Annotated in this window: 21 protein-coding genes and 1 tRNA gene; 10 read left to right on the top strand and 12 right to left on the bottom strand. The window is 64.1% G+C overall.

Annotated features, from left to right (window positions below):
- The first annotated feature begins 25 nt into the window (after window positions 1-25).
- Together pds and SynA1528_RS11720 are read left to right on the top strand one after the other, a co-directional pair.
- A complete protein-coding gene (pds, locus tag SynA1528_RS11725) occupies window positions 26-1444 on the top strand; it encodes a 15-cis-phytoene desaturase (RefSeq protein WP_186586891.1) in 1419 nt (472 codons plus the stop codon).
- A gap of 3 nt (window positions 1445-1447) precedes the next feature.
- A complete protein-coding gene (locus tag SynA1528_RS11720) occupies window positions 1448-2356 on the top strand; it encodes a phytoene synthase (RefSeq protein ID WP_186586890.1) in 909 nt (302 codons plus the stop codon).
- 75 nt (window positions 2357-2431) lie between these two features.
- Here the strand turns inward: SynA1528_RS11720 and SynA1528_RS11715 are convergent, their stop codons facing one another.
- The gene (locus SynA1528_RS11715; protein ID WP_186586889.1) at window positions 2432-2863 is read right to left on the bottom strand and encodes an RNA recognition motif domain-containing protein; all 432 of its coding nucleotides are present in this window, start codon (window positions 2861-2863) and stop codon (window positions 2432-2434) included.
- Between the two features lie 61 nt (window positions 2864-2924).
- Entirely contained in the window at window positions 2925-4109 is a 1185-nt protein-coding gene (locus tag SynA1528_RS11710; protein WP_353616620.1) for a tRNA nucleotidyltransferase/poly(A) polymerase-related protein, read from the bottom strand.
- Here SynA1528_RS11710 and SynA1528_RS11705 point away from each other — a divergent pair.
- From SynA1528_RS11705 to SynA1528_RS11695, 3 genes are read left to right on the top strand one after another with little or no spacing between them, the layout of a single operon-like run.
- A complete protein-coding gene (locus SynA1528_RS11705; RefSeq protein WP_186586887.1) occupies window positions 4108-4359 on the top strand; it encodes a Ycf34 family protein in 252 nt (83 codons plus the stop codon). The two genes, SynA1528_RS11710 and SynA1528_RS11705, sit on opposite strands and share 2 nt — an antisense overlap.
- Window positions 4359-4964 carry a tRNA (adenosine(37)-N6)-threonylcarbamoyltransferase complex dimerization subunit type 1 TsaB gene (gene tsaB, locus SynA1528_RS11700; protein ID WP_186586886.1) on the top strand — a complete coding sequence of 202 codons (606 nt, stop codon included), beginning with the start codon at window positions 4359-4361 and terminating at the stop codon, window positions 4962-4964. The genes SynA1528_RS11705 and tsaB overlap by 1 nt, the downstream gene beginning before the upstream one ends.
- Window positions 4964-5539 carry a YdcF family protein gene (locus SynA1528_RS11695; RefSeq protein ID WP_186586885.1) on the top strand — a complete coding sequence of 192 codons (576 nt, stop codon included), beginning with the start codon at window positions 4964-4966 and terminating at the stop codon, window positions 5537-5539. The genes tsaB and SynA1528_RS11695 overlap by 1 nt, the downstream gene beginning before the upstream one ends.
- Here the strand turns inward: SynA1528_RS11695 and SynA1528_RS11690 are convergent.
- The 5 genes from SynA1528_RS11690 to rpaB are packed head-to-tail and all read right to left on the bottom strand — an operon-like array spanning window position 5502 to window position 10121.
- Window positions 5502-6155 carry a lysophospholipid acyltransferase family protein gene (locus SynA1528_RS11690; RefSeq protein ID WP_186586884.1) on the bottom strand — a complete coding sequence of 218 codons (654 nt, stop codon included), beginning with the start codon at window positions 6153-6155 and terminating at the stop codon, window positions 5502-5504. The genes SynA1528_RS11695 and SynA1528_RS11690 overlap by 38 nt on opposite strands.
- Complete coding sequence (gene fabD / locus SynA1528_RS11685; protein WP_186586883.1) at window positions 6152-7048, bottom strand: ACP S-malonyltransferase; 897 nt, start codon at window positions 7046-7048, stop codon at window positions 6152-6154. The genes SynA1528_RS11690 and fabD overlap by 4 nt, the downstream gene beginning before the upstream one ends.
- Before the next feature lie 28 nt (window positions 7049-7076).
- The gene (locus SynA1528_RS11680; protein ID WP_502707710.1) at window positions 7077-8123 is read right to left on the bottom strand and encodes a beta-ketoacyl-ACP synthase III; all 1047 of its coding nucleotides are present in this window, start codon (window positions 8121-8123) and stop codon (window positions 7077-7079) included.
- Window positions 8120-9394 carry a phosphate acyltransferase PlsX gene (gene plsX / locus SynA1528_RS11675; protein WP_186586882.1) on the bottom strand — a complete coding sequence of 425 codons (1275 nt, stop codon included), beginning with the start codon at window positions 9392-9394 and terminating at the stop codon, window positions 8120-8122. The genes SynA1528_RS11680 and plsX overlap by 4 nt, the downstream gene beginning before the upstream one ends.
- The gene (gene rpaB / locus SynA1528_RS11670) at window positions 9375-10121 is read right to left on the bottom strand and encodes a response regulator transcription factor RpaB (RefSeq protein ID WP_186586881.1); all 747 of its coding nucleotides are present in this window, start codon (window positions 10119-10121) and stop codon (window positions 9375-9377) included. The genes plsX and rpaB overlap by 20 nt, the downstream gene beginning before the upstream one ends.
- Window positions 10122-10211: 90 nt before the next feature.
- Between rpaB and radA the strand changes: the two genes are divergently transcribed.
- Window positions 10212-11606 (top strand): DNA repair protein RadA, encoded by a 1395-nt coding sequence (gene radA, locus SynA1528_RS11665; protein WP_186586880.1) that lies wholly within the window; start codon window positions 10212-10214, stop codon window positions 11604-11606.
- Here the strand turns inward: radA and SynA1528_RS11660 are convergent.
- On the bottom strand, window positions 11597-12118 hold the full coding sequence (locus tag SynA1528_RS11660) for a photosystem I assembly protein Ycf3 (RefSeq protein WP_186586879.1): 522 nt from the start codon (window positions 12116-12118) through the stop codon (window positions 11597-11599). The two genes, radA and SynA1528_RS11660, sit on opposite strands and share 10 nt — an antisense overlap.
- 74 nt (window positions 12119-12192) lie before the next feature.
- On the opposite strand from SynA1528_RS11660, the gene SynA1528_RS11655 reads away from it, so the two are divergent.
- The 3 genes from SynA1528_RS11655 to SynA1528_RS11645 are packed head-to-tail and all read left to right on the top strand — an operon-like array spanning window position 12193 to window position 16072.
- Window positions 12193-14508, top strand: coding sequence for a heavy metal translocating P-type ATPase (locus SynA1528_RS11655; RefSeq protein WP_186586878.1), 2316 nt, complete (start codon window positions 12193-12195; stop codon window positions 14506-14508).
- Entirely contained in the window at window positions 14505-15134 is a 630-nt protein-coding gene (tmk, locus tag SynA1528_RS11650) for a dTMP kinase (protein WP_186586877.1), read from the top strand. The genes SynA1528_RS11655 and tmk overlap by 4 nt, the downstream gene beginning before the upstream one ends.
- Window positions 15131-16072 (top strand): DNA polymerase III subunit delta', encoded by a 942-nt coding sequence (locus tag SynA1528_RS11645; RefSeq protein WP_186586876.1) that lies wholly within the window; start codon window positions 15131-15133, stop codon window positions 16070-16072. Before tmk ends, SynA1528_RS11645 begins: the two co-directional genes overlap by 4 nt.
- Window positions 16073-16074: 2 nt before the next feature.
- Here SynA1528_RS11645 and SynA1528_RS11640 read toward each other — a convergent pair whose 3' ends face one another.
- From SynA1528_RS11640 to SynA1528_RS11625, 4 genes are all read right to left on the bottom strand, one after another.
- The gene (locus SynA1528_RS11640) at window positions 16075-16863 is read right to left on the bottom strand and encodes a response regulator transcription factor (protein ID WP_186586875.1); all 789 of its coding nucleotides are present in this window, start codon (window positions 16861-16863) and stop codon (window positions 16075-16077) included.
- Between the two features lie 279 nt (window positions 16864-17142).
- Window positions 17143-17214: transfer RNA gene (locus SynA1528_RS11635), tRNA-Asn, on the bottom strand.
- A gap of 16 nt (window positions 17215-17230) precedes the next feature.
- Window positions 17231-17968: an ABC transporter ATP-binding protein gene (locus SynA1528_RS11630; protein ID WP_186586874.1), complete on the bottom strand. Its 738-nt coding sequence runs from the start codon at window positions 17966-17968 to the stop codon at window positions 17231-17233.
- The gene (locus SynA1528_RS11625) at window positions 17910-18173 is read right to left on the bottom strand and encodes a UPF0367 protein family (RefSeq protein WP_186586873.1); all 264 of its coding nucleotides are present in this window, start codon (window positions 18171-18173) and stop codon (window positions 17910-17912) included. The genes SynA1528_RS11630 and SynA1528_RS11625 overlap by 59 nt, the downstream gene beginning before the upstream one ends.
- A gap of 164 nt (window positions 18174-18337) precedes the next feature.
- On the opposite strand from SynA1528_RS11625, the gene psbD reads away from it, so the two are divergent.
- Window positions 18338-19393 (top strand): photosystem II D2 protein (photosystem q(a) protein), encoded by a 1056-nt coding sequence (gene psbD / locus SynA1528_RS11620; RefSeq protein ID WP_011127544.1) that lies wholly within the window; start codon window positions 18338-18340, stop codon window positions 19391-19393.
- Window positions 19394-19443 lie beyond the last annotated feature (50 nt).

Here is a 19443-nt window from a genome sequence, read left to right as displayed (position 1 = left end):
TTGGTTTCATCTTTTCACTATCCGCATGCGCGTCGCTATTGCCGGAGCCGGTCTTGCGGGTCTGTCCTGCGCCAAGTACCTGGCTGATGCAGGCCATACCCCCATCGTGGTGGAAGCCCGTGACGTGCTCGGCGGCAAGGTGGCGGCCTGGAAGGACGAGGACGGTGACTGGTACGAGACCGGCCTGCACATCTTCTTCGGCGCCTACCCGAACATGCTGCAGCTGTTCAAGGAGCTGAACATCGAAGACCGGCTGCAGTGGAAGAGCCATTCGATGATCTTCAACCAGCAGGACGAACCTGGCACCTACAGCCGTTTCGACTTCCCCGATCTGCCGGCACCCGTGAATGGTGTTGCCGCGATCCTGGGCAACAACGACATGCTGAGCTGGCCTGAGAAGATCAGTTTCGGCCTGGGACTGGTCCCCGCCATGCTCCGGGGCCAGGGCTACGTCGAAGAGTGCGACAAGTATTCCTGGACCGAGTGGCTGCGGGTCCACAACATTCCCGAACGGGTCAACGATGAAGTGTTCTTGGCGATGAGCAAGGCTCTGAACTTCATCGATCCTGATGAAATTTCAGCCACGGTGGTGCTGACCGCTCTGAACCGTTTCCTGCAGGAGAAGAACGGCTCCAAGATGGCCTTCCTCGATGGTGCACCGCCGGAACGTCTGTGTCAGCCGGTGGTTGAGTACGTCGAGAGTCTTGGCGGAGAGGTGCATCTCGACAGTCCGCTGCGGGAGATCAAGCTCAATGACGACGGCTCAGTGGCCGCCTTCCACATCGGTGGTGTGAAGGGCAAGGACAGCTTTGACCTCACCGCCGATGCCTACGTGAGTGCGCTGCCTGTGGATCCGTTCAAGCTGTTGTTGCCGGAGCCCTGGAAGCAGATGCCGGTGTTCAAAAAGCTGGACGGGCTGCGCGGTGTTCCCGTGATCAACCTCCACCTCTGGTTTGACCGCAAGCTCACCGACATCGACCACCTGTTGTTCAGCCGCTCCCCTCTGCTCAGCGTCTATGCCGACATGAGCATCACCTGCAAGGAGTACGAAGACCCCGACAAGTCGATGCTGGAGCTGGTGTTTGCCCCGGCCAAGGACTGGATCGGCCGGCCGGATGAGGAAATCATCGAAGCCACCATGGGTGAACTCCAAAAGCTCTTCCCGATGCACTTCGGTGGCGACAACCCTGCCACGCTGCTCAAGTACAAGGTCGTGAAGACACCGCTGTCGGTCTACAAGACCACCCCGGGCTGCCAGCAGCTGCGTCCAGACCAGACCACGCCGATCAAGAACTTCTTCCTGGCCGGCGACTACACGATGCAGCGCTACCTGGCTTCCATGGAAGGGGCGGTGCTCAGCGGCAAGCTCTGTGCCGGTGCTGTGGACCGCAAGCAGGATCAGCTGGCATCATCGACCTCTGTCAGCGAGCCGGTCGCGGCCTGAGTCATGCCCCTCGCAGCCCCGGATCTCGACGCAGCCTTTGAGGCCTGCCGTCGCGAGACCGCCGAGTGGGCCAAGACCTTTTACCTGGGGACGCTTCTGCTGCCCCAGGAGAAGCGTCGTGCCATCTGGGCCATCTATGTCTGGTGCCGCCGCACCGACGAGCTGATGGACAGCCCTGAGGCCCAAGCCAGACCCGTTGAGGAACTGGCAGAGCGTCTGGATCGCTGGGAGGACAAAACGCGAGCGCTGTTCAAGGGCACGATCGAGGATGATCTCGACGCCGTGATGGTGCACACCCTCGAGCGCTTTCCCCAGGACATTCAGCCCTACCTCGATATGATTGAGGGGCAGAGGATGGATCTGACCTGGACGCGTTATCCACGCTTCGAGGATCTCAAGCTGTACTGCTATCGGGTTGCTGGAACCGTCGGCCTGATGACCCAGGGGGTGATGGGGGTTGATGGTGCCTATACCTCAGCCCCATGGAGTGACCGGCCGGACACCTCCGATGCGGCGGTGGCTCTCGGCATCGCCAATCAGCTCACCAACATCCTTCGCGATGTGGGAGAAGACCGAGGCCGGGGACGCATTTATCTGCCGCTCGAGGATCTCGAGCGCTTCGGTTACTCGGAAGAGGATCTGATGGCCGGACGGCTCAACAGCGCCTGGTCTGAGCTGATGCAATTCCAACTGCAGCGGGCCAGGGACTGGTTCGCGCGATCAGAAGCGGGTGTGCGCTGGCTCTCCCGCGACGCGCGCTGGCCTGTATGGACGTCGCTTCGGCTGTACAGAGGCATCCTCGATGCCATTGAACGGGTTGATTACGACGTGTTCAACAACCGTGCCTATGTGGGCAAGATCAGCAAGCTGCTGGATCTGCCGCGCTCTTTCGTTCTGGCCCAGGCACGCTGATCGGCCCATCAAAAAACCCCGGAGATGGCACTCTCCGGGGTAGATGCAAGCGTTTGATTTTCAGGTCGGGACCTGTCAGACAGCTGTTTTCTGGTTGGCAAGAAGATCCTTCAGTTTGGACAACTCGCCGGCCCAACGGGGGTCAGGAGCACCCTCTCCAGGGGCGTCACTGTGCACGACCTTGTTGACGGCCTTGCGTGCCACCTGGGGCTGACCATTGCCGCCACCGTTGGGGCCACGGCGATTACCACCGCCGTTCTCACGGCGCTCAGAGCGCTCGACGCGAAGGGCGCTGCCGCCGAACTCCTTGCCGTTCAGCTGTTCGATCACAGCATCGGCCACTTTTTCGTCGTCGACATTGGCGAAGCCGAAACCGCGTGATGCGCCGGTTTCGCGGTCGAGAACTGACTTGAACCGGATTCCCTCTCCAACACTCTTAAGCAGAGCAGCCAGCTCCTGTTCGTCAAAGGTCTGCGGCAGGTTGCCGATGTACAGGCGGATGCTCATGAAGGAAGGGAAATGCGAATCGTCGGTGTCGGACCGTCATCGTTGACACCTGCAAAGTTAATCACAGTGCGTCCCGATTTCGTTTGATCCAACGGTGCGCTTCCTCGAGTGCATCGTCGCGGCCAATCAGGCGTCCAAAAGCCCTTTCCTGACGCAGATGCATCAGCAGTGCCCCGATCCCGGGGCCTGGAGCGAGGTTGAATTCGCGCTGCAGCGTGGATCCATCCACAGGGGTGGCCGGATGGAACAGCGGGTCCTTAGGGTCGCGCCAGCGCTGCAGCCAGCTGCTCTGACGGGTTGGGTCGAGCTGAAGGGCCAGTGCGGGTAGATCCCGATCGAGATCCAGATGCAGTTGCACCCGCTGCGCTTCGGCAAGCGTTGCGGGATCCGGCGGCAGCTGGTGCTGCCACTGGCGCAGTCGCCGGCACCGCTGGCGCAGGGCTCGACTGGCCTTCAGCTGCTCCAGCCCCTGGTCACTGATGAGGGCGGTCAGGCGGGCCAGGGGCAAGGCCCGCTCCCGTTCGTCGGCTGTGAGCTGAGCTGCGTGGTGCGCCGTCGGCAGGGGCTGACCCGCTGACCAGGGTTCGACCAGCTTGAGCCGAGTGAGCTGCACAAGGGCCTGATCGGCCAGCGGACCTGCCACCAGTTTCTGCAGTTCCGCCAGGATCCGTTCCGGTGCGGCACGGACCAGTTGTTGCCGGTGGCGCTCCATCCAGTCGGCGGTGATGGAGTCGAGGGTGAGGGGGATCTCAGCCATCAACCGCAGGCCCCGCAACAGCCGCAGCGGATCGTCGGTGAGGTTGGATTCGCGCACGGCCGTCAGCCGTCGCTGTTGCAGGTCCTCCAGACCGCCGGTGGGATCGATCAGTTGCTCAGGCCTGTGCAACGGCAGGGCGATGGCGTTGAGGCGGTAGTCCCGTCGTTCCAGATCCGCCTCGAGGGTCGGGCCATCCCGCCGGGCGATGTCCACGGTCCATTCCCCCAGCACCAGGCGAGCCATATCCCGCTCCTCGTCCAGCACCACGCATCTGCCTCCGAGGCCCTTGGCCAGGCTTCGCGTCAGGGCGAGGGCACCGCTTGGGACCACAAGATCGAGATCGGGTTGTGGCTTGAGTCGATCCAGCAATGCATCACGAACAGCTCCCCCCACCAGGGCTGTCTCCTTTGGGAGTCGATCCAGCGGCAGGGGCCAGCGCTGGGGTGCCAGGCGCTCCAAAATGGAGTCAGCCGCAGGTTCGGAGGGCATGTGCATCTGTGTGGATTGCCGCTGGGTCGACCGCTGCCAGGCCTATCACGCAGTTGAGCGTCAGCATGGGGTGGATCACCTCAGCGAGGTTCCGGATTTTGAGCCCCGCTCCCCGAGAATTCATGTCTCCGTCATGGATCTGCCCGGTGGTGGTGCGGGCATTGAATGGGATGTTCGGGCCTGCTCCAGCTTTGCGTCCGACCCCGGACGCTGGAGCCGACTGCGCCCTGGAGAAGCCGTCCCGCAGTGATGACTGATTCCCCTCTGCTGCTGGCGCTGCACAGCTGCACCGAACGTTTCGGCGTGGCAGTTCAGGATCCCCTGGTCGACCAGGGCCGCCCGCGGGTGATGGGGTTCGATGACGGTCGAGGCCTTTCCAACAGCCTGATTGAGCGGGTCGCGAGCCTGGTGCCCCATGGCCGCTGGCGTGAGTTCAAAGGACTGGCTGTGGCCACCGGACCAGGGGGATTCACCGGCACGCGCCTTTCGGTAGTGATGGCACGCACCCTGGCCCAGCAGCTTGGCTGTCCATTGCTGGGTGTGAGCAGCTTCGCCCTGATGGCCCAGCGTCTGGCGACCGATGAGCAGCCGTTCTGGATCACCAAGCCGCTGCTTCGCCGGGGGGTGGTCGCCGGGCAGTACCGCGTGAGGGACGCTGTGGTGGAGGAGCTGCAGGCTCCGCGTTTACTGGAGGCGGATCAGCAGGTGAGTCCTGCCGTCGAGGCAGAGGTGGATGTGGACGTCGACGTGGCGGCGTTGCTGGGGCGCCTCCAGCGGTCCCTTCAGCGGGATGAGTCGCTCCCCTGGCAACCCGTCCTCCCCATCTACCCGACCTCTCCGGTGGGGCCGGTCTGATGGCCGGGATCCGGGCGGGTGTTCTGCTCAGCGCAGGATTGCTGACGTGGCTGGTGGCTCAAGGGCCCCTGGCGCCCTACCGCCGGGCTTTGCTGGACACCACACCGCCTGAGCTGGTGCTGGTGTTGGGAGGAGATGTCGATCGCGAACGGGTGGGGGCGCGGCTGGCACGGCAACTGGATCTGCCATTGCTGGTGAGTGGCGGCAGCAATCCTGAATACGCCAGCTGGTTGGTTCAGGAGGAAGGGCTGACGACCGATCAAGTGCAGCTGGATTACAGGGCCCGCGACACCTTGAGCAATTTCACGTCCGTCGTGGATGACCTGGCGTCCCAGGGCGTCCGCCATGTTGTCGTCGTGACGAGCGCCGATCATCTGCAACGCTCCCTTGCTGTGGGCCAGGTGGTGGCCGGCAGCCGTGGCATTCAGATCACGGGCGTGCCGGTGGCGTGTGAACCAAATTGCCGTGACGAGGGTGCCGTCAGGCGTTGGAGAGACTGGCTACGTGCCGTGGGCTGGGTGGTGACCGGCCGGGACCTCAGGGATACTGCGGATCCTGCTCCAACAGAGCGTTGATCCGCTCCTGAAGAAGGGCTGTGGTGGCATCGAGGTCGGCGCGACGGCGACTCGCCGGAGCCGGCACGGGCTCACCCACCCGCAGTTGAAGAGGAACCAACCGGGGCAGAACCTGGCCGGTTCCAAGGGCGCGATGGCTGTTGAGGATCGCCACCGGCAGCAGAGGTGCTCCGCTGCGGGCAGCCAGCAGCGCGGCTCCAGGTTGTGGAGCATTGACGCGACCGTCCGGCTGGCGGGTGCCATCCAGAAACACCCCCGTAGCCCAACCCTCCATCAAGCGTGCTGTGGCCGTGCGGATGGCTTCTCGGTCACTGGCACCCCGACGGACCGGATAGGCGCCACAGGCGCGGATCACAGCCCCCAGCAGCGGTACGGCGAACAGTTCCGCCTTGGCCATGAACGCCACCGGCCGCCCCAGGGCGTGACCGAGCAGCGGGGGATCCAAATGGGAGCCGTGGTTGGACACCACCACCAATGCCCCCTGCTTCGGCACGTGCTGCAGGCCGCGGGTGGAGCCCCGAAACAGTCCCCGGAAGAGTGGAAACACCAGCAACCCACTCACCAGGCGGTAAGCGAGGCTGGGTTTTGGAGCTAGAGCCAGTGGTGCGCTGCTCACTGGCCGAGATCGCCCGAACTGGCGATCTGTGCCGTGGTCACGCCGGTCATGCTGCGTTTGGCCAGGCCGCTGAGCACGTTCCCCGGCCCGATCTCCACCAAGGTGTCGATGCCACCTTCCGCCATGGAGGCCATGGTCTCCCGCCAGCGGACGCCGGTGGTCATCTGTTGTTTCAACCGTTGCTTGAGGCTGGCTGCCTCGGTGCAGCCGGTGGGATCGCTGTTGCTCAGCACCGGGATCCGAGCATCCTGGAAGCTGACGCCATCCAGCGTGCTGGCGAAGGCTTCAGCCGCCTCGGCCATGAAGGGGGAGTGAAAGGCCCCGGACACCGCCAGAGGGATGGCGCGTTTGCACTTGAGGTTGGTGCTCACGGTCTGCACCGCATCAGGCTGCCCCGAGATCACCACCTGGGCGTCGCTGTTGTCGTTGGCGATGCTCACCCCTTCGGTGTCGTTCACCAGCGCTTCGAGCTGGCTGCGGTCGAAGCCGATCACGGCGGTCATCGCGCCGCCACCGGCGGCCGCCATCAGCTCGGATCGGGTCTGCATCAGCTTGAGCCCCGTCTCCAGATCAAACACACCAGCGGCATAGAGAGCCACCAGTTCCCCAAGGCTGTGGCCAGCCACCAGGGCGGCGTCGCGCCCCTGTTCGATCAGGTTGTCCACCAGCAGGGACTCCACCACAAACAGGGCCGGTTGGGTGTTGCGGGTGTCGTTGAGGTCGTCGGGGCCGCTGCCGCCGCCGCTGTTGCCCTGGCAGATCGCCAGGAGGTCACGGCCCAGCAATTCGGACGCCATGGCGAAGCGCTGGCTGGCGCCGTTGAGGCTGAGCACGGGATCCGCCATGCCCACTTTCTGTGAGCCCTGGCCGGGAAAAACCCAGGCGATCGCCATGACGTGTCCGCACCGTTGTGCGGGGAGATTACGCGGGCCCGCTCCAGTGCAGCAGGGCTGCACCCCAGCTCAGTCCCGCACCGAAGCCGCTGCTGGCGATGCGATGTCCCGCTTGGATGCGTCCATCCCGCACCGCTTCATCCAGCATCAGAGGGATGGTGGCGGCTGAGGTGTTGCCGTAGTGGGCCAGGTTGCTCAGGACTTTCTCGTTCGGAATCGAGAAGCGCTCCGCCACGGCATCGAGGATGCGTTGGTTGGCCTGGTGCAACAACAGCCAGTCGAGGGAATCCGGGTGGGTCTCTGTTTTCTGGAGCAGCGTCTCCAGGATCGCCGGCACCTCGCGCACAGCGAACTTGTAGACCTCCTGGCCGTTCATCTGAATTGGCTCAAAGCCGCCCCTTTGATGGCTGGCATCGCCCACCAGAGGAGCTCGTTCGCTGCTCTGGGGCAGCTGCAACACCGCACCACGGCCTCCATCGGAGCGCAGCAGGAACCCCTGGAGGTCGTCCTGCTCCTTCGAGGCTTCCATCACCACGGCGCCGGCGGCATCTCCGAACAGCACGCAGGACCGACGGTCGTCCCAGTCGACCCAGCGGCTGAGCTGGTCGGCCCCCACCACCAGGATCCGTTGCATCGCCCCACTGCGCAGGTACTGGGCTGCGGTGACGACAGCGAACAGAAAACCGCTGCAGGCGGCGGTGAGATCGAAGGCTGCTGCGTTGACGGCCCCGATGCGGGCCTGCAGCCGCGGTGCAGAGCCGAACAGATCGTCGGGTGTGGAGGTGGCCAGCAGGATCAGATCCAGGGTCTCCGCCGACCATCCCGCCATGGCCAGAGCGCGTTCCGCCGCTCGTGCGTTGAGTTCGCTCAGACTTTCGTCCGCCCCGATGACCCGTCGGGCTGCGATTCCTGTGCGACTGCGGATCCAGTCATCGCTGGTTTCCACCCGTTGCCCCAGCTCGGTGTTGCTGATGGAGCGCTGAGGGGTGGCGCTGCCACTGCCTCGGAACACCACACCGCCGGTCCTGTGGAACTGCTCGACCAAAGCGGGGTGAATACGCGTGGCGTCAGTCAATCACAGCCGCTCTGCAGCGCGGCAAGGTCCTCCATCACGCCATGGCTGGCGGCGGAATGGGCGATGCGCAGGGCACTCACCACCGATAGGGCCTTGCTGCTGCCATGGCCGATTACCGCCACGCCGTTGACCCCCAGCAGCAGTGCACCGCCATGTTCGGCGTGGTCCAGCCGTTTCTTGATCCGGCGCAGGTTGCTGCGCAGGAAGGCTGATCCCACCTTGCCCCTCCGGCCACGGGGCAATTCGGCCCGCAGCACCCCCAACAGCACGCTGCCCACTGATTCCAGGAATTTCAGCAGGACGTTGCCGGTGAAACCGTCGCAGACGACGACATCGAATTCACCGGAGAGCACATCTCTGCCCTCACAGTTGCCGGTGAAGCGCAGGCGAGCCTCATTACGCAGCAGCTCATGGGTTTTGAGGGCCAGATCGTTGCCCTTGCACTCCTCCTCACCGATGTTCAGAAGCCCGATCCGCGGTTGCTTCACCTGGAGCACATCCCGGCTGTAGATGTTGCCCAGCAGGGCGAACTGGTGCAGATACACCGGTTTGCAATCCATGTTGGCGCCCACATCCAGCACCAGCACCGGCTTGCCAGGGTCTTTGGTGGGGAACAGGGCACCGATGGCAGGTCGGTCGATTCCCTTCAGCCGGCCGAGCCGGAAAATCGCCGAGGCCATCATTGCGCCGGAGTTGCCGGCTGAGTAAACGGCCAGGGCCTGACCCTTTTTCACCAGATCCATCGCCAGGTTGATGCTGGCGTCGCGTTTGCGTCGCACGGCGGTGGCTTCATCGTCCATGCCGATGGACGGTCCGCTGGCCACCAGATCGAGATGATCGGCTGCCTGGGCACGTTCCAGTCGCTGATGCAGGCCCAGGGCGTCCGCCTCTGCCAGCACCTTGTCGGTTTCACCGACAAAGCGGATTTTCAGAGGCAGGCGATCGATGGCCTCCAGACAGCCCTCCAGGATCGGGCCGGGGGCATGGTCTCCGCCCATGCCATCCACCGCAACCCAGAGCCGGTCGGCGTCGTTGATCTCCTCGTCGTCTGTGTTGCCCTGAAGCCAGCGCAGGGGGTCGAAGACCAGTGGCTGCAGCATGGAGTTGGCCACGCTCCCCGCTGCTGAGGCGGAGCTGGTGGCTGTGTCCACCAGTGAGGTGACCGCAGCGTTACGCCGATACCAGATCACCAGGCGACGGATCGCCCGGGGTCGGCTGCTCTTGCTCCTGGACTCTGGGGTCCGGGCGGAATCAGGGTCCTTCGGAGGCAACGGAGTCGATGATGCGCTGGAACAGATAACCGGTGCCGCGAGCCGTCAGGATCAGCTCGGGGTTCGCGGGATCGTCCTCCAGTTTGGAACGAAGCCGCGAGATATGAACATCCACCACGCGGGTGTCCACGTGACGTTCCGGGGTGTAGCCCCAGACTTCCTTGAGGATCTCGCCGCGATTGAAGGGCTCGCCGGAGCGACTCACCAGCAGTTCCAACAGGCTGAACTCCATCCCCGTGAGGCGGATCCGTTCGTCGGCCCGGAACACTTGTCGCTTGTTGGTGTCGATGCGGAGATCCGAGACCTGAATCACCCCTGAGTTGGGGATGCCAGCAACCTGCTCCTTCTCCACCCGGCGCAGCACACAACGGATGCGCGCTTCCAGTTCCTTGGGGCTGAAGGGTTTGACGACGTAGTCATCGGCACCGAGCTCAAGCCCGGTGATGCGGTCCGCCACATCGCCGAGGGCCGTCAGCATCACGATCGGCACATCCGATTCCTTGCGCAGCTCCTGGCAGACGCCGTAGCCATCCAGCTTCGGCATCATCACGTCGAGAACCACCAGATCCGGAGCGGTGTTTTCGAACAGCTCGAGAGCTTCCGTACTGTCGCAGGCTGTGACGACGTTGTACCCGATCATCGACAGACGGGTTTCAAGAATCCGCCGGATCGAGGCCTCGTCATCGACCACGAGGATTGTTTCCTTGGAGGGTGCCGTGGCCGTCATGACGCCTGGGGCGTTTTGTTCTTCTCGCCACAGATAAAAGGTCTGACCCCCGTCCCGTTCACCTAAAGGCAACTTTCTTCACAGTTCGCAGTGCCCAAATCCACCGTTGTTTTCCACTGTCAGGTCTGTGGAGCCCAGTCACGCCAGTTCTTTGGGCGTTGTCCGGAGTGCGGCAGCTGGAATTCCCTCGTCGAGCAATCGCAGCCGGTCAGCGATGGGCGGCGGCGACGCCGAGGGCCGGATGTGGAGCAACCGCCGACGCCGAAACGCTCCACGGCGATGGCTTCGCTGGAGGATCAGCCGATTCAACGACTGCAGACCGGATCCGGAGAGTTCAATCGGGTGCTCGGAGGCGGGCTGGTGCCGGGTTCCCTGGTGCTGGTGGGGGGTGACCCGGGCATTGGGAAGAGCACGCTGCTGCTTCAGAGCGCATCGGCCATGGCGGCTCACACCTCCGTGCTGTACGTCAGCGCAGAGGAATCGGCCCAGCAGGTGAAGCTGCGTTGGCAGCGGCTCGCCGGAGGGGCATCGGATCTGCAGCTGCTGGCGGAAACCGATCTGGACCTGGTGCTTGAGGAGCTCGAGGCCCTGCGGCCCGCCGTGGCGATCATCGACAGCATCCAGGCCCTCCATGACGCCAATCTCCCCAGTGCACCCGGTTCCGTTGGTCAGGTGCGGGAGTGTGCCGCCGCTCTGCAGCGTCTGGCCAAACGCCAGACCACGGCAATGCTGCTGGTGGGGCATGTGACCAAGGAGGGCATGCTGGCGGGACCCAAGGTTCTGGAGCACCTGGTGGATGCGGTGCTCACCTTCGAAGGGGACCGCTTTGCCAGTCACCGGCTGTTGCGGGCCGTGAAAAACCGTTTCGGAGCCACCCATGAACTGGGGCTGTTCGAGATGCAGGCCCAGGGCCTGGAGGAGGTGAGCAACCCCAGCGAGCTGTTCCTGAGTGAAACCCGTGCCTCGGGTGTCGCCACGATCGTGGCCTGTGAGGGATCCCGCTCGCTGGTGGTGGACCTGCAGGCCCTGGTCAATGTCACCAGCTACGCCAGCCCCCGACGCACCGCCACGGGCATCGGCACCAACCGACTTCACCAGATTCTGGCGGTGCTGGAAAAGCACATGGGATTACCCCTCTCCCGCTTCGACTGCTATCTGGCCGTGGCCGGTGGGCTGGAGGTGGAGGAGCCGGCGGCGGATCTTGGCGTGGCCGCTGCGGTGGTGGCCAGTTTTCGCGATCTCACCCTGCCGCCGGGGACGGTGCTGGTCGGCGAGCTGGGCCTGGGGGGGCAGCTCAGACCGGTCGGTCAGCTGGAGTTGCGCCTGCAGGAGGCGGCTCGGCTCGGATTCCGGCGGGCGGTGGTGCCCCGCGGCAGCGGGCTCGGGTCGCTGGCCGCCGGTCTTGATCTCGCCCTGCTGGAGGCCGATGGGGTCACCGAGGCCCTGGTGCTCGCCCTCGGTGAGGACGTGACGGATCAGAAGTAGACGTCGACGTTGCTGCGCCCAGTGGATTTCAACCAGTTCTCGATGTCCAGGTAGCCGCCGGGGTTGAGGCGCACCGCCTGGGTCCAGGCCTCCGCGGCCTGGTCGAACCAGCGATCGGCATCGTCCTGGCGGCCGTCCTCTTCAGCGATCCGCCCCCACTTCTCAAAGATCAGCCCCATGTTCTTGAGGCAGGACGGCTGATTGGAGTTCTCGTCCAGGGCTCTGCGGTACGTCTCGATCGCTCGCTGCTCCTCGCCGTTGGACATGTAGATGATCGCCATGTTCTTGAGGGTTTCTCCACGGTCGGTGGGGTTGTCCTCGAGTTTCAGCGCCTCGTCGTAGTTCTCCAGCGCTTCGGCGTAGTCCCCATCGTTCTGGGCGGAGAGGCCATCGCGGTAATAGACGTAGGCCTCCTTGGAACGGGCGTTGATCGGCAGCAGCTTGACGATCAGGTCCGCCATCACCGTGAAGCTCTTGTCGATGAAGTTGTCGTTGCGGTTACTGCGGGGCACGGCGCTCCGGCGGAAGGCCCCCATCCTGACGGGGCCAGCAACCGACCTAGCGTTGCCATAACGAACAGGCGCTCGTGAGTCCAGCGGTCCAGACCGTCGTCCTCGATGTGGAGGGGATGAAATGCGGAGGCTGTGTGCGTGCCGTGGAGCGCACCCTGCTGGAGCAGCCGGGGGTGCACCGGGCCGATGTGAACCTGGTGAGCCGGGCGGCCTGGCTGGATTTAGAGGAGCCTCAAGGCAGTGTGGATGCGGTGCTCGGTGCCCTGGCCAGCCGCGGGTTTCCGGCCCGTGAACGCTCCCTGGAGCCGTCGGCGGCACGGCCGGTGGCGGGGGGGGCGGGGCTGACCTGGTGGCAGCAGTGGCGTCAACTGATGGTGGCCCTCACGCTGCTGCTGCTGTCGGTGTTCGGTCACCTCAGCGAAGCCGGTCACCTGTTCTTGCCGCTGGTCGGCAGCCTGCCGTTCCATGCCTCTCTGGCCACGGTGGCCCTGCTGGGCCCCGGTCGACCGATTCTTCGGGGTGGTTTTGCCGCGGCCCGAGTGGGTGCCCCCAGCATGGACACCCTGGTGGGTCTGGGGGTGGGTAGCGCCTACACGGCGAGCCTTGTGGCCCTGATCTGGCCCCAGGTGGGCTGGCCCTGTTTTTTCAACGAGCCGGTGATGCTGCTGGGTTTTGTGTTGCTGGGTCGCTTTCTGGAGGAGCGGGCCCGTTTCCGCACTGGCCAGGCCCTGCACCAGTTGGCCCAGCTGCAACCCGATACGGCCCGCCTGGTGCTGCCGGATGGCGCCATCCGGGAGGTGCGCGTCGGAGCACTGCGCCCCGGTGAGCGGCTGCAGCTGCTGGCGGGGGACCGTGTGCCTGTGGATGGTGTGGTGGTGGAGGGGCATTCAGCGGTGGATGCCTCCAGCCTCACCGGTGAACCGTTGCCCTGGCAGGCCGAGCCTGGCCTTGAGCTGTCCGCCGGCAGTCTCAACCTCGATGCTCCACTCGTGCTGGAGGTCACCCGGGTTGGGTCGGAAACGGCCTTGGCTCGCATCATTCGCCTGGTGGAGCAGGCCCAGGCGCGACGGGCTCCGATCCAGGGGCTGGCGGATCGGGTGGCCGGACGCTTCTGTTATGGCGTGATCGCTCTGGCCCTGGCCACCTTTCTGTTCTGGTGGTTGTTCGGTGCCGATCATTGGCCCCAGGTGCTGCAGGCCTCAGCGCCAGGCATGCCCCAGGGACATCCGATGTCCAGCAGCCATGCCATGCACCATGGCGGCCTCGGCAGTGGCGCCACCTCTCCGGTTGGTCTGGCGTTGCAGCTGTCGATCGCGGTGCTGGTGGTGGCCTGCCCCTGCGCCCTCGGCTTGGCGACCCCCACCGTGATCACGGTGGCCACCGGTCTTGCCGCACAACGGGGATGGCTGTTTCGCGGCGGTGATGTGATTGAAACCGCCGCCAGCCTTGATCGTGTGGTGTTCGACAAGACCGGCACCCTCACCCTCGGTCGCCCCCTGGTGACCGATGTTTGGGGCGAGGATCCGTCTCAGGTGCTGCAGCTTTCCGCCAGCCTCGAGCAGAGCAGTCGGCATCCCCTGGCCCATGCCCTGCTGCAGGAGGCGCAGCGTCGGGAGTTGACCCTGTTGGAGCCAGCGCAGGTCACCACCGTGTCCGGACAGGGGCTGGTCGGTGAGCTGGCGGGTTGGCCTGAGCCGATCCGGGTGGGCCGTCCCGACTGGCTGGAGTCCTTCGATGTCGCCGTCAGCGATGAGGCCAGAACCTGGCTGGCTCAGGCCGATGGCTCTGTGGTGGCGGTAGCCCATGGACGCGCGTTGCTGGGGCTGGTGCAGATCGAGGACCAGCTCCGTGCCGATGTGGAGCCCGCCCTGGACCGGTTGCGCCAGCAGGGACTGGCCCTGGCGATCTTCAGCGGCGACCGCGAGCCAGCGGTGCGGGGGTTGGGACAGCAGCTGGGCTTTGAAGCGGTCGATCTTGGCTGGCAGATGCTGCCGGAGCAGAAGCTGCAGCGCCTGGAGCGGCTGCGCCAACAGGAGAGGGTGGCCATGGTGGGCGATGGCATCAACGATGCACCGGCTCTGGCCGCGGCGGACCTGGGCATCGCCATCGGCACCGGCACCCAGATCGCCCAGGACAGCGCTGGCATGGTGCTGATGGGTGACCGCCTCGACAACCTGCCGGAGGCGTTGACCCTGGCCCGTCGCACCCTGGCCAAGGTCCGGCAGAACCTCTTCTGGGCCTTTGGCTACAACCTGATCGTTCTGCCCCTTGCCGCCGGTGCCCTGTTGCCGAGCCAGGGTGTGCTGCTGTCTCCGCCTCTGGCCGCCTTGCTGATGGCGATCAGTTCGATCACGGTGGTGCTTAATGCCCTGTTGTTGCGGGTGGCATGAGCGGTCGCTTCATCGTTCTCGACGGGGTTGATGGCTGCGGCAAATCCACGCAGCTCGACCATCTGCTGCAATGGCTGCCGGGCAGTGGCCTGATGCCCGATGGCGCTGCCCTGGTGAGCACCCGGGAACCGGGGGGGACGCCGCTGGGGCGCTCGGTGCGCGAGCTCCTGCTGCACACCAGAGCGGAGCAGGCTCCGGCGCCAACGGCGGAACTGTTGCTCTACGCAGCGGATCGAGCCCAGCATGTCGAGCGGCTGATTCGTCCAGCCCTGGACCGGGGCGATTGGGTGATCAGCGATCGTTTCTCCGGCTCGACCCTGGCCTATCAGGGCCATGGACGGGGCCTTGATCGCCAGCTCATCGATCAGCTGGAGATGATCGCCACCGCTGGTCTGCAGCCGGATCTCACCCTCTGGCTGACCCTGCCGCTGGAGGAGAGCTTGCGGCGGCGCCAGGGTGCTCAGGCCGACCGCATCGAAGCGGAGGGTCAGGAGTTTTTGCAGCGTGTGATCGACGGCTTTGCGGTCATTGCTGAGCAGCGCGGATGGTCGGCCATTGCCGCCGATCGTCCGCCGGAGGCGGTGAGTCGTGCCTTGGAGAAGGAACTGATGGACCGGCTGGGATGACGGCCCTGTTCGACGACCTGATCGGTCAGCCTCTGGCAGTGGATCTGCTGACGGCCGGCCTGGACCGGCAGCAGCTGGCACCGGCTTATCTGTTTGCCGGGCCTGACGGTGTCGGTCGGCGGTTTGCCGCCTTGCGGTTTCTGGAAGGCGTGCTCGGGGCGGGGCAACCCTCGCAGCGGCAGCGCCGGCGGCTGGAGGCACGCAACCATCCAGATCTGCTCTGGGTCGAGCCGACGTTTCAGCATCAGGGGCGTCTGCTCACGCGGGAGGAAGCCGAGGAGGCGGGCATCAGCCGCCGTACGCCACCTCAGCTGCGTCTGGAGCAGGTGCGTTCGATCAGCCGCTTCCTGGCACGACAACCGGTGGAGGCAGCGCGGGGCATGGTGGTGATCGAGTCGGTCGAAGCCATGCCCGAGGCCGCGGCCAATGCGCTGTTGAAGACCCTGGAGGAACCCGGCCATGGGTTGTTGATTCTGCTTTCGGCGGCACCGGAGCGCTTGCTGAGCACCATCCGTTCCCGCTGTCAGCTGATTCGTTTCCTGCGGCTGGGCCAGGACGATCTGAACCGGGTGCTGCAGGGCTGTGGAGCGCTGGAGCAGGATCCGCCCGAACTGCTGGCCATGGCCGCTGGCTCTCCGGGTGCCCTGTTGGAGCATCGGCGTCAGCGCGCCGGATTGCCCGAGGAGCTCACGGGGCGCCTGGCCTCGATGCCAGACAAGCCGATGGAGGCCCTGGCTCTGGCGAGGGATCTGTGCGAGGCCCTCGATGGTGAGCAGCAGCTGTGGCTGATCAACTGGTGGCAACAGCAACTCTGGTCCCGTGGGGCCGGCGAACGTCCCCTGCAGCGGTTGGAAACGCTGCGGCGTCAGTTGCTGTCGTTCGTGCAGCCGCGCCTGGCCTGGGAAGTTGCGTTGCTGGAGCTGACCAGCCGGGACTGAGCTCAGGCGCTGGCCCGTTCGCTCTCTTGGTTGCGGTCGTTGCGGGCGATGGCGATCACATCCTGAAGGTCGTCCAACTCTCCACCGATGGGCAGCTCCAGGCAGTACCCGGCTCCATAGACAGTCTTGATGAAGCGTGGCTTGCGCGGATCGGGTTCGAGTTTCGTGCGCAGATGACGCACGTGAACCCGAATCGTTTCGATGTCATCGTCCGGCTCGTATCCCCAGACCTCTTTGAGGATCAGGGATGGGGCGACGGTCTGCCCGTGGCGTTGCAAGAGGCAATGGAGCAGTTCGAATTCCAGATGGGTCAGGCGCACTGGATTGTCAAACCAGATGGCTTCAAACCGTTCGGGCACCAGGGTGAGGGGGCCGTAACTGAGGATTTCGTTGTGATTGCTTGATCCAACGGGAGCACGATCGCTGCGGCGCAGGAGTGCCTTGACCCGTGCCTGGAGCTCCTCCAGGTCAAATGGCTTGGTGAGGTAGTCGTCGGCGCCTGAGTTGAAGCCGCTGACCTTGTCCTTGGTGCCGCCGAGGGCCGTCAGCATCAGGATCGGAATGCCGGCGGTGCGGTCGTCACGACGCAGGCGCTGGCACAGGGTCAGCCCATCCACCTTGGGAAGCATCAGATCCAGCAGGATCAGATCCGGCGTGTACTGAAGCGCGAGGGCCTGACCTTTGATGCCGTCGTCGGCACGCTGAACGTCAAAGCCGCTGTGTTCCAGGTGGCCACTCACCAGGTCGCGCATGTCCTGGTCGTCTTCGATCAGCAGGATGCAAGGCTTCATCGATCTGGTGGCGGAACAAGAAAAGAAAACGGAGCGCTGGTCTTCGTGATCGACGCTGAACGGATTCTCTCAAGCTTTTCGAGTGACTGCAGATTCTGCGTTGCGGGAGGAAATTCGGGATAACCCCTGAAACCCATTGCGCTGCCATCGATCTTGGCTTTTATGCGTCGGTTGCGGTGAGGCGGCTGTTCAGGAAGTCTTCCGCTTCAGGCAATCCCCTGTCATGAAAATTCCTTTTTTGTCAATAAAAAAGCCACAGCAAACGCTGTGGCTTTCTAGCTCCCCGGGCGGGATTCGAACCTGCGACCAATCGATTAACAGTCGACCGCTCTACCGCTGAGCTACCGAGGAATGGCTCCCGAAGAACTTACCTGTCAGAGCTCCCGTGCTGCAAGCGTCGTTGCAGATCTGTTCCTGACATCCATGGGCCAACTTTGCCGTCGCTCATATGCGCAGCGCCGTCGGCACAGGCCAGCTCTTCCAATCTGTGGGTGATCCACAGAGCCGTGAGGGGAGCCTCGGATCTCCCGCAGAGCTCGCGTACGGCAGCGAGCACGCTGGTCTGAGAGTCCGGATCGAGCAGGGCTGTGGGCTCATCCAGCAGGAGCAGGCTCGCCTCGCTGGCCAGGGCTCCGGCAATGGCCAGCCGCTGTTTCTGTCCGCCACTGAGGGCATGGATCGGTCGGTGCTCCAGACCTGCCAGGCCGAGGTCCTCCAGTCGCCGGCGGACGCGTTCGCGGCGTTCGCTGCTGCCGATATCCGGATCCATTCCAAGGATCAGGTCGCTGCTGCAGCTCGGCAGCAGCAGTTGATGATCCGGGTTCTGGAACACCAGGGCGGATCGATGACTTGTGCTGATCGATCCGGATTGCGGTTCGATCAGGCCTGCGATCAGGCGGAACAGGGTGCTCTTGCCGCTGCCATTGCTCCCGACCAGCATCCACAGGCCTGGACCGGGGATGACGAGATTGCAATCGTCGAGAACCGTCTGGCCGTTGGCCCAGCGATGACTCAGTCTTGTGACCCGAAGTTCTGCGGTCGCGGTCTCAGGAGTCAAAGGAGAAGCCGGGGCGCTTGCTGCCACCCGTTGCAGCAGTCTTCTCATAAAGCTGAACGGCGAGAACCTCACTGATCAGCAGGGTGACCTTCTTGCCTTCCACTTTCTCGCAGGTGAGTTCCAGCAGGCGCGGTTGACCGCTTTCCAGGGCTTGCCGGATCTGCTGGTACAGGGTTTCAGCGGCCTCGGCCTCCTTGCGTTGCACCGACACCGGGACGGGGCTCATGCGCAGGGCCAGTTCGATGACGTACACGGCTTTTGGTTCACACTATGGATATTCTCGCGGCTCGGCAGCGCCCCTGACTGTTCAGGCCTGAGCATTTCTACCCATCGTTTCGCTCTGGTTCGGATTTCTTGCTCCAGGACGGAAAACACCACCTAAGCTCGTGGTGTAACGCTTCATGAAGCGCCTTTCTCATGACGATCGCTGTAGGACGCGCGCCTCAGCGGGGATGGTTTGACATCCTCGATGACTGGCTCAAGCGCGACCGCTTCGTTTTTGTCGGCTGGTCCGGCATTCTTCTCTTCCCCACGGCCTATCTGGCCATCGGTGGCTGGCTCACAGGCACCACCTTTGTCACCTCCTGGTACACCCACGGCATCGCCTCCTCGTACCTGGAAGGTTGCAACTTCCTCACCGCCGCTGTGTCCACCCCCGCTGATGCGATGGGTCACAGCCTCCTGCTGCTCTGGGGCCCTGAAGCCCAGGGTGACTTCGTTCGCTGGTGTCAGCTCGGCGGCCTCTGGGCCTTCGTGGCCCTGCACGGCGCCTTCGCGCTGATCGGCTTCATGCTGCGTCAGTTCGAAATCGCCCGTCTGGTCGGCATCCGCCCTTACAACGCCATCGCCTTCTCCGGTCCGATCGCGGTGTTCGTCAGTGTCTTTCTGATGTACCCCCTCGGCCAGAGCAGCTGGTTCTTCGCGCCCTCCTTCGGTGTGGCTGCGATCTTCCGCTTCCTTCTCTTCCTCCAGGGCTTCCATAACTGGACCCTGAACCCCTTCCACATGATGGGCGTCGCCGGCATCCTCGGCGGTGCACTCCTCTGCGCCATTCACGGCGCCACCGTGGAAAACACCCTGTTTGAGGACGGCGAGCAGGCCAACACCTTCAAGGCGTTCGAGCCCACGCAGGAAGAAGAGACCTATTCCATGGTCACCGCCAACCGCTTCTGGAGTCAGATCTTCGGTATCGCCTTCTCCAACAAGCGCTGGCTGCACTTCTTCATGCTGTTCGTTCCTGTGATGGGCCTGTGGACCAGCTCCATCGGCATCATCGGCCTGGCCCTCAACCTGCGCGCCTATGACTTCGTGTCACAGGAAATCCGCGCTGCAGAAGATCCCGAATTCGAGACCTTCTACACCAAGAACATCCTTCTTAATGAAGGACTGCGTGCCTGGATGGCACCGGCTGACCAGCCGCACGAAAACTTCGTCTTCCCTGAAGAGGTTCTGCCCCGCGGCAACGCCCTCTGATTTCGAAGTTCAAATTGTTTTTTCAAAGCCTCCCCGTCCCGGGGGGGCTT

The organism is Synechococcus sp. A15-28, from assembly GCF_014280175.1.
In the GTDB taxonomy this organism is placed as follows: Bacteria; Cyanobacteriota; Cyanobacteriia; order PCC-6307; family Cyanobiaceae; genus Parasynechococcus.
This window is presented reverse-complemented; position numbering and strand designations above follow the sequence as displayed.

Coding starts and splice junctions, on each gene's coding strand:
- psbD (WP_011127544.1), top strand. CDS start 18,338: ATGACGATCGCTGTAGGACGCGCGCCTCAGCGGGGATGGTTTGACATC.
- SynA1528_RS11640 (WP_186586875.1), bottom strand. CDS start 16,863: ATGAAGCCTTGCATCCTGCTGATCGAAGACGACCAGGACATGCGCGAC.
- SynA1528_RS11695 (WP_186586885.1), top strand. CDS start 4,964: ATGGCCGGGATCCGGGCGGGTGTTCTGCTCAGCGCAGGATTGCTGACG.
- SynA1528_RS11720 (WP_186586890.1), top strand. CDS start 1,448: ATGCCCCTCGCAGCCCCGGATCTCGACGCAGCCTTTGAGGCCTGCCGT.
- rpaB (WP_186586881.1), bottom strand. CDS start 10,121: ATGACGGCCACGGCACCCTCCAAGGAAACAATCCTCGTGGTCGATGAC.
- SynA1528_RS11645 (WP_186586876.1), top strand. CDS start 15,131: ATGACGGCCCTGTTCGACGACCTGATCGGTCAGCCTCTGGCAGTGGAT.
- SynA1528_RS11630 (WP_186586874.1), bottom strand. CDS start 17,968: ATGAGAAGACTGCTGCAACGGGTGGCAGCAAGCGCCCCGGCTTCTCCT.
- pds (WP_186586891.1), top strand. CDS start 26: ATGCGCGTCGCTATTGCCGGAGCCGGTCTTGCGGGTCTGTCCTGCGCC.
- tmk (WP_186586877.1), top strand. CDS start 14,505: ATGAGCGGTCGCTTCATCGTTCTCGACGGGGTTGATGGCTGCGGCAAA.
- SynA1528_RS11705 (WP_186586887.1), top strand. CDS start 4,108: ATGTGCATCTGTGTGGATTGCCGCTGGGTCGACCGCTGCCAGGCCTAT.
- tsaB (WP_186586886.1), top strand. CDS start 4,359: ATGACTGATTCCCCTCTGCTGCTGGCGCTGCACAGCTGCACCGAACGT.
- fabD (WP_186586883.1), bottom strand. CDS start 7,048: ATGGCGATCGCCTGGGTTTTTCCCGGCCAGGGCTCACAGAAAGTGGGC.
- SynA1528_RS11715 (WP_186586889.1), bottom strand. CDS start 2,863: ATGAGCATCCGCCTGTACATCGGCAACCTGCCGCAGACCTTTGACGAA.
- SynA1528_RS11710 (WP_353616620.1), bottom strand. CDS start 4,109: ATGCCCTCCGAACCTGCGGCTGACTCCATTTTGGAGCGCCTGGCACCC.